Origin of the sequence: Hymenobacter sp. 5317J-9 (genome assembly GCF_022921075.1) — a bacterium.
In the GTDB taxonomy this organism is placed as follows: domain Bacteria; phylum Bacteroidota; class Bacteroidia; order Cytophagales; family Hymenobacteraceae; genus Hymenobacter.
Genome location: NZ_CP095050.1, coordinates 2,261,358 through 2,276,256 on the forward strand (window position 1 = coordinate 2,261,358; position 14,899 = coordinate 2,276,256).

The window sequence follows — 14,899 nt, forward strand, 5'->3', positions numbered from 1 at the left end:
CACTGCATCAATAAGCCGCCAGATTCCGTTCAACGGGGCTCATCAGTGCCTTCCCTCATGCCCAGCGAAAATTCCCTGCAACGTTTCCTCGACGCCCAGGCCACCAACTACCACGATGCCTTGGCCGAAATAAAAAGCGGCCGCAAGCGCAGCCACTGGATGTGGTATGTCTTCCCTCAGATTCAGGGGCTTGGCCTGAGCGAAACCGCGCGGTTTTATGCGTTGCAGGACCGGGCGGAAGCGGCGGCCTATCTGCAGCATCCGGTGCTGGGCAGCCGTTTGGTAGAAATCAGCCAGGCTTTGCTTGAACTGAAATCCAACGACGCGCACGGCGTTCTGGGCAGCCCCGACGACATGAAGCTAAAGTCCTCAATGACGCTTTTTGCGGCGCTGCGGGCCAGCCCGGTTTTCCAGCGGGTGCTGGACAAATTTTACGCCGGCGAGCCAGACAGTAAAACGTTGCGTATCATTGGCTGATAACTCACTGACAGCCTGATGGAGCAAAAGGATAAAAACTTGATAATTGATGGGGGAGCCGTGTGGTTTGGACTCGTAATTGGCTGGATTACGGCGGTGACCTTTTATTCCACGCAGGGCCATACCAGCAAGGAGCTAGCTGCCATCGTGGCCGTCATTACAGGGGCCGCCATCTCTAAACTTTTTTCGAAAACCGACACTCAATTCTCGATGTATTGTGTAGGGCTTGCGCTAGGCTTTATTATCCAAGTCGTGCTTATCGCGTGCTACGGTAAAATTTGGCCCGTACTGGCTCACTAAGTTGCTGCAGGCTACTGCGTTTTACATTTCCTCGTGTGCCCGGCCCAGCAGCCGTACCGTGCCGTAGCCCACCAGCAGGAACAGGCCGAAAACCAACGTCACGCCCCAGGTGCCAGGAAAAGAGAAGGGGTGCAAAATGCGGTTCACGATGTCGTAGAACAGCGTGAGCGGGTTCGTGAGTATGTCCCAAGAATTGAAGCGCAAGTAGCGGCCTAAGTAGATACCGAAGCTGCTGAGCAGCAGCGCCAGCGTGGCAAACACCCAGCCCATCCAGAAGCCCAGGCGTGACTGTACCAGCCGCTGCATATCCGACAGCGAGGCATAAGCCAGCATCAGCCCGTTCCAGGCGCAGCTCAGGATGAGGGCCAGGTCGTACCACAGCGGCACGCCGGGGCGGGCATCGAGGTGGAAAAGGTCGGTGAGGATGTAGGGCGCATTCGGAAAAAACAGCAGCCAGGCCGCGCCCACCGGCACCAGCATGCGCGTGCGCAAGGGTGCCTGCGCAATGCCCAGCAAGGTGCTCAGCGCAAAGGGAATGACGGCCAGAAACAGGTTCCAGACCAGAAACAGGAAGGTGAGATGCCCCGTCAGTAGTACCCGTCCCATTATTAGCAACATGCTGAGCGTGAGCGAAGCGCCCAGCACGAACATCAGCGTGAGGCGGGCGCGGGAAACGGGGAGGCTGGAGAGGGAAACGGCTTGCATAGGACTAATATACGGGCGGGCCAACGGGCAGGTGCTGCTTTCGGCGGCAGGCACAACTCAAAACCGCCCGTGCGTATTGTTTGAGCCGGGATGAAGTTTTGGGTTCTGCTTCCGTGGCGTCCGAAAGTCGCGTTTAGTCGCCACCGGCTGCATATCGCACTTGGGCCTGGGTCTGGGCGTATTTGGCTTGCAACTCGGCCAGCTTCTGGCGGGCAGCCAGCAGGCTCGCCTCGCGGGAGTTGATGAAGAACACGGTGCTTTCGCCGCTCTCGAAGCGGATAAGCTCGCCGTCGCGCAGGCGCTGGTAGTTGACGGTGGCCTGCTGCTGCAGACGCAGCTGTTCCAGCAGGGCCTGCCAGTCGTTGGCGGCGGTTTGCAGGGCGTTGGTCACCTGGCGCTGGTCGTTGCTGAGCTGGTACCCGGCATCGCGCAGCTTGAGCTGCACCAGCTGGCGTTTGGCCCGCTCGGCCCGCAGAAAGATTGGCTGGGAAAAGCTGAGGCCCAGCTTGTAGTTGTTGGTCGAGTATGCCCCCGTGAAGGGGCTGGGGCTGCCTTCTAGGGCAAAGGGTTGGCCGGGCAGCAGCAGGTTGTAGTCGACGCTGAGCTTGGGCAGCAGCTTGTTGAGCGCGAGGCGGTTTTCCAGGCCCAGCTGCACCTGCTTGGCGCGGGTTTTGGCCAGGTCGGGGTGGCGCTGCAGAGCCAGTTCGGTGAGCTGGGCCAGCGAATCGGGCAGGAGCGGGCGCCAGGCCGGCGCGGCCGGCAGGGGCTGGGGCTGAACGGTGGGCGGCAGCTCGCGGGGGCGCCCCTCGGCGTCCCAGAGGTAGCTGGACGCCACCAGGGCGGCATTTTGCCACTGCACCCGGGCGGCCACGCGCTGGGCCTGCCGGTTTTGCAGCTCCGTGAGGGCTTCCACCGAGTCGATGGCGGCCAGGTCGCCGGCCAACACACGCAGGCGGGTGGCGTTGAAACGAGTGCCGGCCACCCGCTCGTTGGCCGAAAGCAGGCGCAGGCGCTGCGTGGCCAGGGCCCAGTCCCAGTAGTCTTTGCTGGCGCTCAGGCGCAGCTTGTTCAGCACCGCCCGGCGCTCGGCTTCGGCCAGGCCGGCCAGGGCCTGAGCCACGCGCACGGCCGTGCGCCGCTCGTCAATCAGCAGGCCCTGGCTCAGGGGCACGCTCAGGCCCACGTAGCTCAGGCCGCTGCTGGCGGTGTACTCCTGCGGGTTCACGTAGGGGCCCACGCCCCGGTCCCAGCCGGCTTTCACGTCCACGCCAAACCAGGTGGGCACGCGCAGGGCCGTTTCCCAGTCGTGGTAGTAGTCTTTGCCTTTCAGCTCTTTGCCGTAGTACTTGCCCGTGAGCGCGGGGTCGAAGGCGCCGCGGGCCTGGCGGATTTCCTGCTGGGCGCGCTCCGGGTTCAGGTTGGCCTGCCGGGCAATGGGGTGGAACTGGTCGAGCAGCGCCAGAAACTCGGCGTGGCTGATGACCACCGAATCGGCCGGCACCGCTGTGGGTTGGGCTTGGGGCGTCAGGGGTAAGAGCAGGAGCAGGGCCGCCAGCCAGCGTCGGAGGTGGCGGGGGGCGCTCCACCGGTGCCCGTCGTTATTCTTCGTTTCCATAGTCCGCACTTTTCTCCTTCTTCCCGCTTTTGCTGTCTTTGCTGCCCGCGTAGGCCGGCTCGGCGCCCACGTAGTTGGGCGGGAAGCCGTTGATTTGGCGCCACAGCTCGTACCACACGGGCACGTCGTCGAGCAGGGCCCAGCCATACACGCCCGAGCCCACGCGCAGCGGGGCGGGCCAGGGCTCCGTGCCGGGCTCGTGCGTCACCAGAATGCGGTACTGACCCTGCGAGTCGATGTTGTCAATCACTTGCACGATGCCGCCAAAGGTGCCGAAGCTGCTGCCCGGCCAGCCCGTGAACACCAGTGCCGGCCAGCCGTCGAACTGCAGCCGCACTCGCCGGCCCACCCGCAGCAGCGGAATGTCCATCGGCTTCACGTAGAGCTCGGCGGCCAGGCGCGGGTTGGCGGGCATCAGCGTCACCAGGTCTTCGCCTTCCTTCACAATCTCGCCCTGGCCCTCCTTGAGGGCCCGCACCACGTAGCCCGTTTGGGGCGCCGTGATGAAGTAATAGCCCGCCCGGATGCTCAGGTTGGCCAGCTCGTTGCGCATCTTGGCAATCTGGCCCTCGGTGTCGAACTGGTAGCCGGTGGCCGAGCGGCGGTCGCTTTCGCTCTTGGCAATTTTGTCGGCGTACTCCGCGTCCAGCGACTGTAGCTCGATGCGGGCCGAAACGGAGTCCTGGCGCGAAGCACCCAGCTTGTTTTGCACGGCCTGCAGCTTGGCGGCGCTTTCCTGAAACTTCAGGCGGCGCTGCTCCAGTTCGGTCAGGCTCTTCAGGCCTTGCTTGTAGAGCAACTCCTGGCGTTCCTGCTGGCGCTCGGCAATGGCGTAATCGGCGCGGGCCGCCACCAGCTCGGCGCGGTCGGAGCGCACTTTTAGGTCGGCCTGGCGCACCTTGTTGCGGGCTTTGGCCAGGCTGGCTTGCAGGGCCAGGCGCAGGGCGTCCTGCTGGTTGCCCAAGGCAGCGGTTTTGGCCGTGTTTTCGCGCAGGCCGGAGATTTTGGCTTCGAGCTGCTCGCGGGTGCGGGCCAACAGCTCGGGGTCGAAGTACTTGTCTTTGATTTCGACGATTTCGGCCAGCGTGTCGCCTTTTTGCACCAGCTGGCCTTCCTGCACGCGCCAGGTTTTGATGCGGCCCCCAATGGTGCTGGGCACGGTTTGGGGGCGGTCCTGCGGGCGCAAGGTGGTCAGCTTGCCCGTGGAGCGGATGTTTTGCGTCCAGGGCAGAAACCCGCACAGCAGCACCAGCAAGCCCAGGCCGCCGGCCCAGCGGGCCAGCGTGCGCCCGGCCCGGGGCGTGCGCGCCCGCCGAAACGCCGTGAAGCGTCCCGCGTCGGGGTGGGTTTCGGAAGTGGGATGTTCAGCAAATGGCATATTTCAGTAGTTTGGAGAGGCAGCAAAGCGCCCGTCGAATGAGTAAGGAGAAAAGGGAGGAGATGACGGCGGAAGGGTGAGCCGCGACTTGTCAATTTGTTGACTTCGTGCTGTTCATAATCCGCCATTCATTTTCAGCGCATGGCTACGCGCCCAGCAGGGCACGCATTTCGGGGGTCTGGCGCATCTCGGCCAGCGTGCCTTCGGCCACCAGGCGGCCTTCATCGAGCACGGCCACGCGAGGCATGTGGGCCAGCAGCTCGGGCTGGGTGGTGCCCAGTATCACGGTCCAGGGCAGGCCGGGCTCCAGCAAGCGGCGCAGCACCCGCACCCGCTCGGCCAGCGAGGCGGCCGGCAGCAGGTGGTCGAGCAGGAGCAGGCGCGGGCGCCCCACCAGCGCGCGGGCCAGCAGCAGCTTCTGGGTGATGCCGGCCCCAGCGGGTGGCCCGGGCCCACGGGCGTTTGCAGGCCGCCGGGGCGGGCGTAGAGGTTGTCGCGCAGGCCCACCAGTTCCACGGCCCAGGCGGCATCGGTGGCGCTGAGGTGGGGCTGGTTGAGGGTGATGTTTTCGAGCACCGTGCCCGAAAACAGGTGCTGGTGCGAGAGGTTGTCGCCCACCGCGGCGGCCAGCGCCTCGGGGCCGAGGTCGGCCAGGGGCAGGCCCGCGTACACTATCTGGCCGGAATAGTCGTCGAGCAGGCCGGCCAGCAGGCGCAGCAGGGTGGTTTTGCCGGCGCCGTCGGCCCCGGCCAGGGCCAGGTGGTTGCCGGGGACCAGGGTCAGCGACACGTCGTTGAGGGTGGTGTGGCTGGCATTGGGGTAGGTGTAGGAGAGGCCGCGCAGCTCCATGGCCAGGCCCGCTTCTGCCGCGACGGCGGGGAGAGGTGCCGTGCCCGCCGGGGGCGTCACCGCCTCCAGGTCCAGCACGTGGCCAATTTTGTCGAGCGAGGTGAGGGCATCGTACACCACGTCGAGCTTGAGCACCAGCTTCTCCACCGCCCCAATGGTGAGAATGATGACGATTTCGGCGGCCACAAACTGGCCGATGTTAATCTGCTTCTCAATCAGCAGCCAGCACCCAATGCCCAGCAGCGAGGCCGTAACCAGCGTTTTGAACACCACAAAGCCCCACGACTGCGTGAGCAGCACCCGGAAATGCGCCGCGCGGGCCCCGAGGTAGCCGTTCAGCAGGTCGTCGGTGCGGCCCAGGGCCAGGCCCTGGCGCGGGGGCAGCCGGAAGCTGCTCACGGTGCGGGCCACGTCTTCGAGCCAGGCCACCACGCGGTACTTGTACTGGCTTTCGGTGATGCTGGTGCTCAGGCCTTTGGGGCCGGTGAGGGCAATCAGGCCGTAGAGCACCAACACCAGCGTCAGGCCAAACACAATGAAGATGGGGTGGTAGAATGAGAGCAGCAGCAGGCCAAACAAAATTTGCAGAGCGGCGGCCGAAAACTCAATCAGCAGCGTGGCCAGGCCTTTCTGCAGCGTCGGTACGTCGAGCAGGCGGTTCATGAGTTCGGGCAGGTATTCGCCTTCCAGGGCCTCAGACCGCACCTTGGGCAGGCGCACGGCAAAGTCGAGGGCCACCCGCGTCATCAGCCGCTGCTGCATGTACTCCACCAGCGTTATCTGCATGATTTGCAGGCCGCCCACTAGCAGCGTGCCCAGCACAATGAGCCCGATGAGGACCACCAGCGAGGTGCTCACGGCCCCGCTGCTCACGAAGCCAATCACCGACTGCACCCCCAGCGGCAGGCTCAGGCTGATGACCCCGGCCAGCGCCGCGTACACATACAGGTAGGCAATGTCGGTGCGCTCGGCCGCGAACAGGCGGAACAAGCGTTGCATTGGGGTAAGGGAATGAGAAGAAGCCATATAAGTTGATTGAGGACGAATGAATTAAGCCAGCGCCGCGAAGGCCAGCTGGGTCAGAAAGGCCGGCACCTGGTCGGCGCCGTCGCTGAGCGAGGGCAGGTGCCGGGCAAAAAAATGCTGCTTGCGCGCCGACTCCAGGAGCGTGCTCACCAGCGCGTGCGGGTGGGCGTAGCGGGGGCTCACGGCCTGCACCACGCCCACCAGCTCGGCCACAAGCTCCATGTGCTCCCGGAACAGGCCGGCGCGGTTATCGGCGTCGACTTCCTTGGTGAGGTAGGCCTTGCTGGCCTCGGCCACCACCACGCGGTAGAGGGCGGCCTCGTCGAAATCGGGCGTGGCGGGGTCGTCCACGCTGGCTTCGCACACGGCCGCCAGGGCCAGGCGCAGGCGCTGCTGCGGGTCGGCCACGTGGTGCAGCGCCACCCGCACCCGGAAGCGCAGCCAGGCCCAGTGCCAGCTCACTAAGTAGAGGAGCAGGCGGTGCTTGTTTTCGAAGTAGCGGTAAAGCGAAGCCTCGGTCGAATTCATCACCGCCGCCAGCTTCTTGAAAGTGAACGCCTCAAAGCCGATGTCATCGAGCAGGCGCACGCTTTCGGCCAGCAGGCGGCGGCCCAAATCCGTGGCCTGCGGGTCGCGCAGGTACAGGTGCTGGTTGAGGTCGGGGCGGAGGGCAGCAAGCATCATTTGGAGCGTTTATACTGCAAAATTCCAACGCTCAGCCAGCCAATGAAAGCAATACTACCATTTTTAATAGCGATTTAATCGCAGTTTAAGAGGGGTTTAATCTTAGGGCTTGCGCCGGCGGTGGGAGCGGGTAGCAGTGCCGCAGTGCCGGGGTATTTATGGCTAATTTTGCCCCGCTTTCCGTAGTAGCGGAAGTCTGTTTTTTGCTTCAATGACCCCGTTCTCTTCGCTGCGACTTCCGCTTCGGTGGCTGGTGGCCGGTGTGCTGCTCGCCCAGCCCGCCCTGGCCCAGACGCCCGCCAAACCCAAGCCCCGGCCCGCGCCCGCCGCCCCGCCCGCCGCGGCCGACCCCGCCGCGCGCTACCGCAGCGGCAAAGCCCAGCTCGACCAGGGCAACTACGCCGCGGCCGTGGCCCTGCTGGAACCGCTGGCCCAGCCCGGTGCCCGCTTCGCCCGCGCCGCCGATGCCGCGTATCTCGGTGCCGTGGCGTACGCCCGCCTCAAGCAATGGCCCGAAACCGAGCAGCTGCTCAACCTGCTGCGCACCGAGTACCCCGCGTACCCCAACCTACCCGATGCGCTGCTGCTGCAGGGCCAGGCCTCGTTTGAGCAGGAGGACTACGACACCGCCCTCAAAACCCTGGCGCTGCTGCCGGCCGACAAGTTTGTGCCCGAGCGCGAGGCCATGAAGGCCACCTACCTGCCCCGCATCAAGGAGCGCAGCACCTGGCAGCGCAACCTGCGCCGCTACCCCGACGATGCCGCCCTGGCCCGCGCCTACGCCGATAACCTCGTTATCGGCGGCACCTTCACCGACGCCGACCGCCCGCAGCTCGACGCCCTGATAGCGCGCTTTAACCTCGACCGCACCCGCTACACGCCGCGGCCCCGCGCCGTGGTGGCCAAAAAAGCCAGCTACAACGTGGCCGTACTGCTGCCCTTCGAGCTGAGCGACCCCAGCTGGCAGACCATCCGCAAAAACCAGTTCGTGACCGACCTCTACGCCGGCCTGCGCCTGGCCCAGGACAGCCTGCAGCGGGCCGGTCACCCCATCCAGCTCTTCGCCTACGATACCGGCGCCGATACCCTGACGCTCAAGCAGGTATTGGCCCTGCCCGAGCTGGCCGGCATGGATTTGCTCATTGGGCCGGTGTATAAGTCGGGCGCCCGATTGCTGGCGCGCTACGCCCGCGAGCACCAGATTGTGTGCGTCAATCCGCTGTCGCAGGACGCTGATTTGGTGCTAAATAACCCCTGGCACTACCTGTTTTCGCCCAGCACGGCCACGCAGGGCCGGGTGGCGGCGCAGTTTGCGCTCAATGCCTTTGGGGCTGGGCGCCCGGGCGTGGTGCTGCACGAAGACAGCAAGGACGACGCCGCCTTCGCCAATTCCTACAAAGCCGCCTACGAAACCGACGGCGGCAAAATCGGCACTTTGCGCCGCTTCAATCCCGACGTGGACGAAAGCCTGAATGCCGCCTTCACCGGCCTCGACCTGGCCAACGCCAGTCACCTGACGGTGTATTCCGACAACCGCCGCGTGGGCCCCGCCGCCTTCAAGCAGTGGCAGCAGCTGCCCGCCGCCACGCGCCCGGCCCTGCTGTGCCCCGGCTCCTGGCTCGACAACGCCCGCCTCGACGTGTCGCAGCTGGCCGCGCCCGGCGTCTACATGCTGCAGCCCAAATACTACGACGAGCAGGGGGCCGGCTTCCGCCGGTTTCGGCAGCTGTACCTGCAGCGGCAGCATTTGCCGCCGTCGGTGTTTGCCAGCCAAGGTTTTGAGTTGATGCTGTATTTCGGCACGGCGCTGTTTCAGTACGGCCCGGCTTTCCAGGCCAACTTGGCCAACGCCGGCGTAACGCCTGGGGCAATCTTTGACGGCATGAACTACAGCAACGGCGCTCACGATAACCAAGTGGTGCCCATCGTGAAGCTCAGCAACCTGGAGCTGCAGGTGCTGCGGTGAGTGAAGTATTGAGCTTTGAATGTTGAGGGTTGAGTTATGCAGTCGATTAGGGCTGTGTCCGGTCTTCGCCTTACATCAAAACTCTTGCTTCCAAACTCAACCCTCAACATTCAAAAACTCAACACTTCTTTAGATGCTCAACCTCACCACTTCCGCTGCTCTTTTCGAACGTGCCAAAACCCTCATTCCCGGTGGGGTCAATTCGCCGGTGCGCGCTTTCCGGTCGGTGGGCGGCTCGCCGGTGTTCATGCAAAGCGCCCACGGCGCCTGGCTGACGGACGTGGACGGCAACCGTTACGTGGACTTCATCAACTCCTGGGGCCCCATGATTCTGGGTCACGCCCCGGCCGTTGTGCTCGATGCTGTGAAAGAGGCCCTGCCGCACTCGCTCAGTTTCGGCGCGCCCACCAACCGCGAGGTGGAAATGGCCGAACTCATTCGGCGGATGGTACCCAGCATCGAGAAAGTGCGCCTCGTGAACTCCGGCACCGAGGCCTGCATGTCGGCTATTCGGGCGGCGCGCGGCTACACGGGCCGCTCCAAAATCATCAAGTTTGAAGGCTGCTACCACGGCCACGGCGACGCTTTCCTCATTGCGGCCGGCAGCGGCGCCCTCACCGCCGGTGAGCCCGACTCGGCCGGCGTGACGCGCGGCGTGGCCCAGGATACCCTCACCGCGCCCTATAACGACCTGCCCGCCGTGCAGGCCCTCATCGATGCCAACCCCAGCGAAGTGGCCGCCCTCATTCTTGAGCCGGTGGTGGGCAACATGGGCCTCGTGGCCCCGGCCGAAGGCTTCCTGCAAGCCCTGCGTGCCCTGTGCACCGAGCACGGCATCGTCCTGATTTTTGATGAGGTGATGACCGGGTTCCGCTTGGCGCAGGGCGGCGCGCAGGAGCTCTACGGCATCAAGCCTGACATGACCACGCTGGGCAAAATCATCGGCGGCGGCCTGCCCGTGGGTGCCTACGGCGGCCGCGAAGACATCATGAACTGCGTGGCGCCCGCCGGCAAGGTGTACCAGGCCGGCACGCTCTCCGGCAACCCCATGGCCACGGCCGCGGGCATGGCCCAGCTGCGCTACCTGCACGAGCACCCCGAGCTGTACACCGCCCTCGAAGCCAGCAGCGCCCGCCTCGCCGACGGCACCCGCCAGATTGCCGCCGAACTGGGGCTAAACTATACCGTGAACCGCGTGGGCTCCATGTTCAGCTTGTTTTTCACTTCCGAGCCCGTCACCAACCTCGACGACGCCAAGAAGTGCGACACGGCTGCATTCGGCCGCTATTTCCACGCCATGTTGGAGCGCGGCATCTACCTGGCGCCGTCGCAGTTCGAGGCCCTGTTCGTGTCCACGGCCATCACTGACGAGCTGGTGGAAATGTACCTGAAGGCCTGCCGCGAGTCGTTGATTGAGGCCCACGGTTTATAGGTTCCGCTTGTCATGCCGAACGTCGTGAGGCACCTTATCACGCCTGAACATTTCGTTTGGACGTGACAAGGTGCTTCACGACGTTCGGCATGACTGACGAAAACCTTGCGAAACCTTTTTTCACCTCGCGAAACCCTGCGCTTTACCTTTGCCCCATGGTGAAACAGCTTTTTATTGCTCTGCTGCTACTTATCGGGCCGCTGGCACAGGCCGAAACCCCGGCCCAGGCCAACAAGCGCCTTTTCGATAAAACCATCGACGAGCTGAATTTCCGGACCATGGAAACGGTGTACGACAAGTCGTTCACCCGGGGCAAGTTTCCGCTCACGCTGCGCACCGCGGCCGCCCGGCGGCAGTTCGACGGCTTCGGCACCAACGCGGCGCTCAAGCAGTTGTTTATGAACTACAACGGCGTGGCCGAGCGGTACAAAAACCGTTTCGGCAACGGCCCCATGACGCTGGCTGAGTTCGAGAAACAGCTTAAGTCGGTGCTGCTCGATAAGAACTTTGAGTTCTTCATCCACAACCTGCCGCGCGACGAGCGAGTGGCCCTCATTCGGGCCGAGCAGCGCCTCATTCAGCAGGCCAGCGCCCAGTTCAACGCCTCGGGCTCGGAAGAAATGGCGGCCGTGCCCCCCGCCGATGCCGACGCGCAGCCCGAAGCGCCCGTAGCGGCGCCCCTCACCACCCACGACGCCGACGGGCAGGAGTCCGTCCCCGTTACCTCCTCCGACGAAGCCCCGCTGAGCAGCGTGCCCGTGGGGGCGCCCGAAGCACCCGGCGCCGCCCCGCGCCATGACTGGGTCGACTATTTCACGCTGCTGCTCAGCCTCGGCAGCTTCCTGACTTTGCTATACCTGACCACCAGCGTGCTACCGGGCATGAGCCGCCGCATCAACAACCTGGCGGCCGACCCCGAGCCGGAGCCCGAGCCCCGCAGCTTCGTGAGTCGCCTGCGCCCCACCCGGTCGACGGGCCTGCGCGAAGACAGCTACGAGGACGATGACGATTTCGAGCCTACCGAACCCGCCCGCCACCACGACGACGACTAGCGCCGCCCGGCCCCCTTTTCTGCATCCTGTTTCTTCCCCCCATGATTTTAACCGACCAGCAAATCCTCGCGGAAATCGAAAAAGGCACCATTGTCATCGAGCCCTACGACCGTAGCTGCCTGGGTACCAACTCCTACGACGTGCACCTGGGCCCCTACCTCGCCACCTACCGCGACGAGGTGCTGGACGCGCGCCGCCACAACGAAATCGACACGTTTGAAATACCGGAAGAGGGCTTCGTGCTGCAGCCGGGCAAGCTTTACCTGGGCGTGACGCAGGAATATACCGAAACCCACGCCACCGTGCCCTTCCTCGAAGGCAAGAGCAGCGTAGGCCGCCTGGGCATCGACATTCACGCCACCGCCGGCAAAGGCGACGTGGGCTTCTGCAACTACTGGACCCTGGAAATCAGCGTGTCGATGCCCGTGCGGGTGTACCGCCACATGCCCATCGGCCAGCTGATTTATTTCACCGTGCAGGGCGATGTCAACAACTATTATAACCGCAAGCAGAACGCGAAATACAACGAGCGCACCGACAAACCGGTGGAGTCGATGATGTGGAAAAATAACTGGTAGCATATTCGGCGGCTCCTATGTGTGCCGGCTGATTCCGAACCGTTCGGGCCTCCCTTGCGTTTAAATAAGCAACTGAGCCTCCTTCCCTCTGGCCCGGTCCTTGCGTAAGTGTGTACCAAAACCCTACGACGATGACGACAAAATCAGCATTTGCTTCCCTGCTGCTGGCGCTGATGGCCGGCACCGCTTCTGCCCAGCAAGCTTCCCGCGCTACCACCGTGGAGCCCCAGGACAAAACCCAATCTTCGCCGCGCCTCAACCCGGTGCAGGTGCGGGCCGACCGCCTGAGCAACCAGATGGTGCGCGACCTGCGCCTCAACAACTACCAGGCCGCCAAACTCCGCGCCGTGAATGCCGACAAAATCGCCAAGATGGCGGTCATCGAGCGCAAAAACGCCGGCAACCCCAGCCTCATTGATGCCGAGTGCAACGGCGTGTGCAAGGAGCGCGACAAGGAACTGCAGGCTTTCCTGAGCAACGACCAGTACAGCAGCTATTTCGGCTCGCGGGCCACGTACTACAAGTACGACAAGGACTATGCCGCTCAGTCGGCTAGCATCCTCCTCACCAACTCGGTGCAAAACCCGGCCCCGGCTCGTGCTAACGACGCCACCATTGCGCCCGCCAGCACCAAACCGGCCAGCCGTCCCGCGGGCAATCTGGGGCGCAATGCCCGGTAATAGCTTCCCTCATACAACAGCAAAAAGCCCCGTTGGAATTTTCCAACGGGGCTTTTTGCTGTACAGCGCTATGCTGAAAGGACTTATTGGCCCTGTTCCTGCTTATCGAGGTACTCCGACAATTCCTTGCAGAGGGCACGCATCTTAGCCGCCATTTCCTTGTCGTCGGTGGCCGTCACGATGTTCTCGGCCATGGAGCCGATGTTGTCGACCACGAAGCGCTTCATCTCGTCCACGGGCATGTCTTTGGTCCAGAGGTCGATTTTCATGGTGCCCACTTGCTCCCGGTCCCACAGCGCGATGTTGATGGCCTTGGCAAAGTGAATATCCGGCCCGGCGTCAGTGGCCGACCAGCTGATTGCCTCGGGTACTTTATTATCATCCAGCGCAATGCTGAAACGGATTTCTGATTTTTTCATGTTTGGTAAAAATGTGTCATCCTGAGCAGAGCGAAGGACCTTACCCTTGCCGAACGATTGGCGTTCTGACTTGAGTAGGTCCTTCGCTGCGCTCAGGATGACAGTTTTGAGGGCAAGATTTAAACGTAGTTGTTCAGCATCACCGGCATTACCAGCATCAGGATGCTTTCGTTGTCGTCGGGGGTGGTGGGCATGAGCAGGCCGGCGCGGTTGGGCGTGCTCAGTTCCAGGGTGATTTCCTCGGAGTCGATGTTCGACAGCATTTCGAGCAGGAAGCGGGCGTTGAAGCCGATTTCCATGTCCTCGCCGTCGTACTGGCAGGTGAGGGTTTCCTTGGCTTCGTTGCTGAAGTCGAGGTCTTCGGCCGACACCACCAACTCCGAGCCGGCCAGGCGCAGGCGTACCTGGTGGGTGGTCTTGTTGGAGTAGATGCTGATGCGACGCACCGAATTCAACAATTCCGAACGGTTGATGATGAGCTTGTTGGGGTTGCTCACCGGAATCACGTTCTCGTAGTCCGGGTACCGCTCGTCAATCAACCGGCACACGAGGCGCATCTGGTTGAAGGAGAAAAAGGCGTTACTCTGGTTGAACTCCATCTTCACCGGCGTGGCCTCCGAAGGCAGCGTGCCTTTCAGCAGGTTGAAGGCTTTGCGCGGGATGATGAGGTTGGCGGTTTGGCCGGCGCCTACGTCCTGGCGGCGGTAGCGCAGCAGGCGGTGCCCGTCGGTGGCTACGAAGGTCACCTGCGAATCGGCTAGCTGCACCAGAATACCGGTCATGGCCGGGCGCAGCTCGTCGGTGCTCACCGCGAAGATGGTTTTGTTGATGGCGCGGGCCAGCGACGACGACGGCATCTCAATCGGGGCCGAGCCCTTCACCACCGGCACGCGGGGGAAGTCGGCTGCATTCTCGCCGGCCAGCTTGTAGCGGCCGTTGGCCGAGCTGATTTCGATGGTGTAGGTTTCCTCGTCCAGCGTGAAGGTCACGGGCTGGTCGGGCAGGTTCTTAAGGGTGTCGAGCAGGATGCGGGCGGGCGCGGCAATGCGGCCGGTATCGCGGGCCTCCACGGGCAGCTCGGTTATCATGCTCGTCTCCAGGTCGGAGGCCGTGATGGTGAGCTTACCGGCCTCAATCTCAAAGAGAAAGTTCTCCAGAATGGGCACCACGGGGTTGTTCGTGACCACGCCGTTGATGCTTTGCAGCTGCTTGAGCAGCGCGGAGGAGGATACGATGAATTTCATGATGCGAGGCTAGGGCTGGGATTAAGGGAGGGCAAAGATAGGGGGTGGGGTTGGGCTTTGGAAAGGGGATTTAGCGTTTACGCAAATGACCTATATGGAATGGCTACTCGGCTTTGTTAGTTAAGATGTTTAGCCAAACTCACTCGCTTATAAAGCGCCTACTGCCTCTCGCTGGACCGAGTTCATCCAACGCAATTCCCAGTCTTTGCTTAAGAAAATCTTCTACTTCAAGCAAAGTCGATAAGTGATGAAGTTCTTCGACATCATACTCTTCTAAAGCACTCGATTTAACTGGCGGTTCGTGTATCTCTTCAATGGAAATACAAAAACGGCTGTCTTTTAGGATGACGGCTACAGTTCCGAATACGTTCGTATTGGATAGGTCTTGTAACTGATGCGTATAGTGCTTACGTTGTTCTTTCCCCTTTAGTAGCGCACTAATAACCAGTTCTTTTTGTGAATGTTTTTTCACATTCGTAGCCGATTATTCTTGG

General features: G+C 62.8%; 16 protein-coding genes. 7 read left to right on the forward strand and 9 right to left on the reverse strand.

All coding sequences use genetic code 11. From position 1 onward, the window contains the following. Positions 1 to 57: 57 nt before the first annotated feature. Complete coding sequence (locus MUN81_RS09410; RefSeq protein ID WP_245117045.1) at positions 58 to 477, forward strand: DUF1810 domain-containing protein; 420 nt, start codon at positions 58 to 60, stop codon at positions 475 to 477. Positions 478 to 495: 18 nt separating this feature from the next. Next, positions 496 to 777, forward strand: a complete 282-nt coding sequence (locus tag MUN81_RS09415; RefSeq protein ID WP_245117046.1) for a hypothetical protein — start codon at positions 496 to 498, stop codon at positions 775 to 777. 21 nt (positions 778 to 798) lie between these two features. Here the strand turns inward: MUN81_RS09415 and MUN81_RS09420 are convergent, their stop codons facing one another. The 6 genes from MUN81_RS09420 to MUN81_RS09445 all read right to left on the reverse strand — a co-directional run bounded on the left by MUN81_RS09420 (position 799) and on the right by MUN81_RS09445 (position 7,031). Further along, entirely contained in the window at positions 799 to 1,482 is a 684-nt protein-coding gene (locus MUN81_RS09420; RefSeq protein ID WP_245117047.1) for a DUF1361 domain-containing protein, read from the reverse strand. A gap of 133 nt (positions 1,483 to 1,615) precedes the next feature. Further along, positions 1,616 to 3,097: a TolC family protein gene (locus tag MUN81_RS09425; protein WP_245117048.1), complete on the reverse strand. Its 1,482-nt coding sequence runs from the start codon at positions 3,095 to 3,097 to the stop codon at positions 1,616 to 1,618. Beyond that, positions 3,081 to 4,475: an HlyD family efflux transporter periplasmic adaptor subunit gene (locus tag MUN81_RS09430; RefSeq protein ID WP_245117049.1), complete on the reverse strand. Its 1,395-nt coding sequence runs from the start codon at positions 4,473 to 4,475 to the stop codon at positions 3,081 to 3,083. The genes MUN81_RS09425 and MUN81_RS09430 overlap by 17 nt, the downstream gene beginning before the upstream one ends. A gap of 145 nt (positions 4,476 to 4,620) precedes the next feature. Beyond that, positions 4,621 to 4,761, reverse strand: a complete 141-nt coding sequence (locus MUN81_RS09435) for a hypothetical protein (protein ID WP_245117050.1) — start codon at positions 4,759 to 4,761, stop codon at positions 4,621 to 4,623. Beyond that, positions 4,758 to 6,323, reverse strand: a complete 1,566-nt coding sequence (locus tag MUN81_RS09440; RefSeq protein WP_245117051.1) for an ABC transporter ATP-binding protein — start codon at positions 6,321 to 6,323, stop codon at positions 4,758 to 4,760. The genes MUN81_RS09435 and MUN81_RS09440 overlap by 4 nt, the downstream gene beginning before the upstream one ends. A gap of 51 nt (positions 6,324 to 6,374) precedes the next feature. Continuing rightward, positions 6,375 to 7,031: a TetR/AcrR family transcriptional regulator gene (locus MUN81_RS09445; protein WP_245117052.1), complete on the reverse strand. Its 657-nt coding sequence runs from the start codon at positions 7,029 to 7,031 to the stop codon at positions 6,375 to 6,377. A gap of 214 nt (positions 7,032 to 7,245) precedes the next feature. Here MUN81_RS09445 and MUN81_RS09450 point away from each other — a divergent pair, with 214 nt between their 5' ends. From MUN81_RS09450 to MUN81_RS09470, 5 genes are all read left to right on the forward strand, one after another. Further along, on the forward strand, positions 7,246 to 9,000 hold the full coding sequence (locus MUN81_RS09450) for an ABC transporter substrate-binding protein (RefSeq protein WP_245117053.1): 1,755 nt from the start codon (positions 7,246 to 7,248) through the stop codon (positions 8,998 to 9,000). Between the two features lie 133 nt (positions 9,001 to 9,133). After that, positions 9,134 to 10,432 carry a glutamate-1-semialdehyde 2,1-aminomutase gene (hemL, locus tag MUN81_RS09455; protein ID WP_245117054.1) on the forward strand — a complete coding sequence of 433 codons (1,299 nt, stop codon included), beginning with the start codon at positions 9,134 to 9,136 and terminating at the stop codon, positions 10,430 to 10,432. Positions 10,433 to 10,587: 155 nt separating this feature from the next. Then, entirely contained in the window at positions 10,588 to 11,484 is an 897-nt protein-coding gene (locus MUN81_RS09460) for a hypothetical protein (protein WP_245117055.1), read from the forward strand. A gap of 41 nt (positions 11,485 to 11,525) precedes the next feature. Then, positions 11,526 to 12,062, forward strand: a complete 537-nt coding sequence (dcd, locus tag MUN81_RS09465; RefSeq protein WP_245117056.1) for a dCTP deaminase — start codon at positions 11,526 to 11,528, stop codon at positions 12,060 to 12,062. A gap of 131 nt (positions 12,063 to 12,193) precedes the next feature. After that, positions 12,194 to 12,742 carry a hypothetical protein gene (locus MUN81_RS09470; protein ID WP_245117057.1) on the forward strand — a complete coding sequence of 183 codons (549 nt, stop codon included), beginning with the start codon at positions 12,194 to 12,196 and terminating at the stop codon, positions 12,740 to 12,742. An 83-nt stretch (positions 12,743 to 12,825) separates the two neighbouring features. Here the strand turns inward: MUN81_RS09470 and gldC are convergent, their stop codons facing one another. From gldC to MUN81_RS09485, 3 genes are all read right to left on the reverse strand, one after another. Then, complete coding sequence (gldC, locus tag MUN81_RS09475; protein ID WP_190922038.1) at positions 12,826 to 13,161, reverse strand: gliding motility protein GldC; 336 nt, start codon at positions 13,159 to 13,161, stop codon at positions 12,826 to 12,828. Positions 13,162 to 13,280: 119 nt separating this feature from the next. After that, entirely contained in the window at positions 13,281 to 14,405 is a 1,125-nt protein-coding gene (dnaN, locus tag MUN81_RS09480; protein WP_245117058.1) for a DNA polymerase III subunit beta, read from the reverse strand. A gap of 139 nt (positions 14,406 to 14,544) precedes the next feature. Then, a complete protein-coding gene (locus MUN81_RS09485; protein ID WP_245117059.1) occupies positions 14,545 to 14,877 on the reverse strand; it encodes a hypothetical protein in 333 nt (110 codons plus the stop codon). Positions 14,878 to 14,899 lie beyond the last annotated feature (22 nt).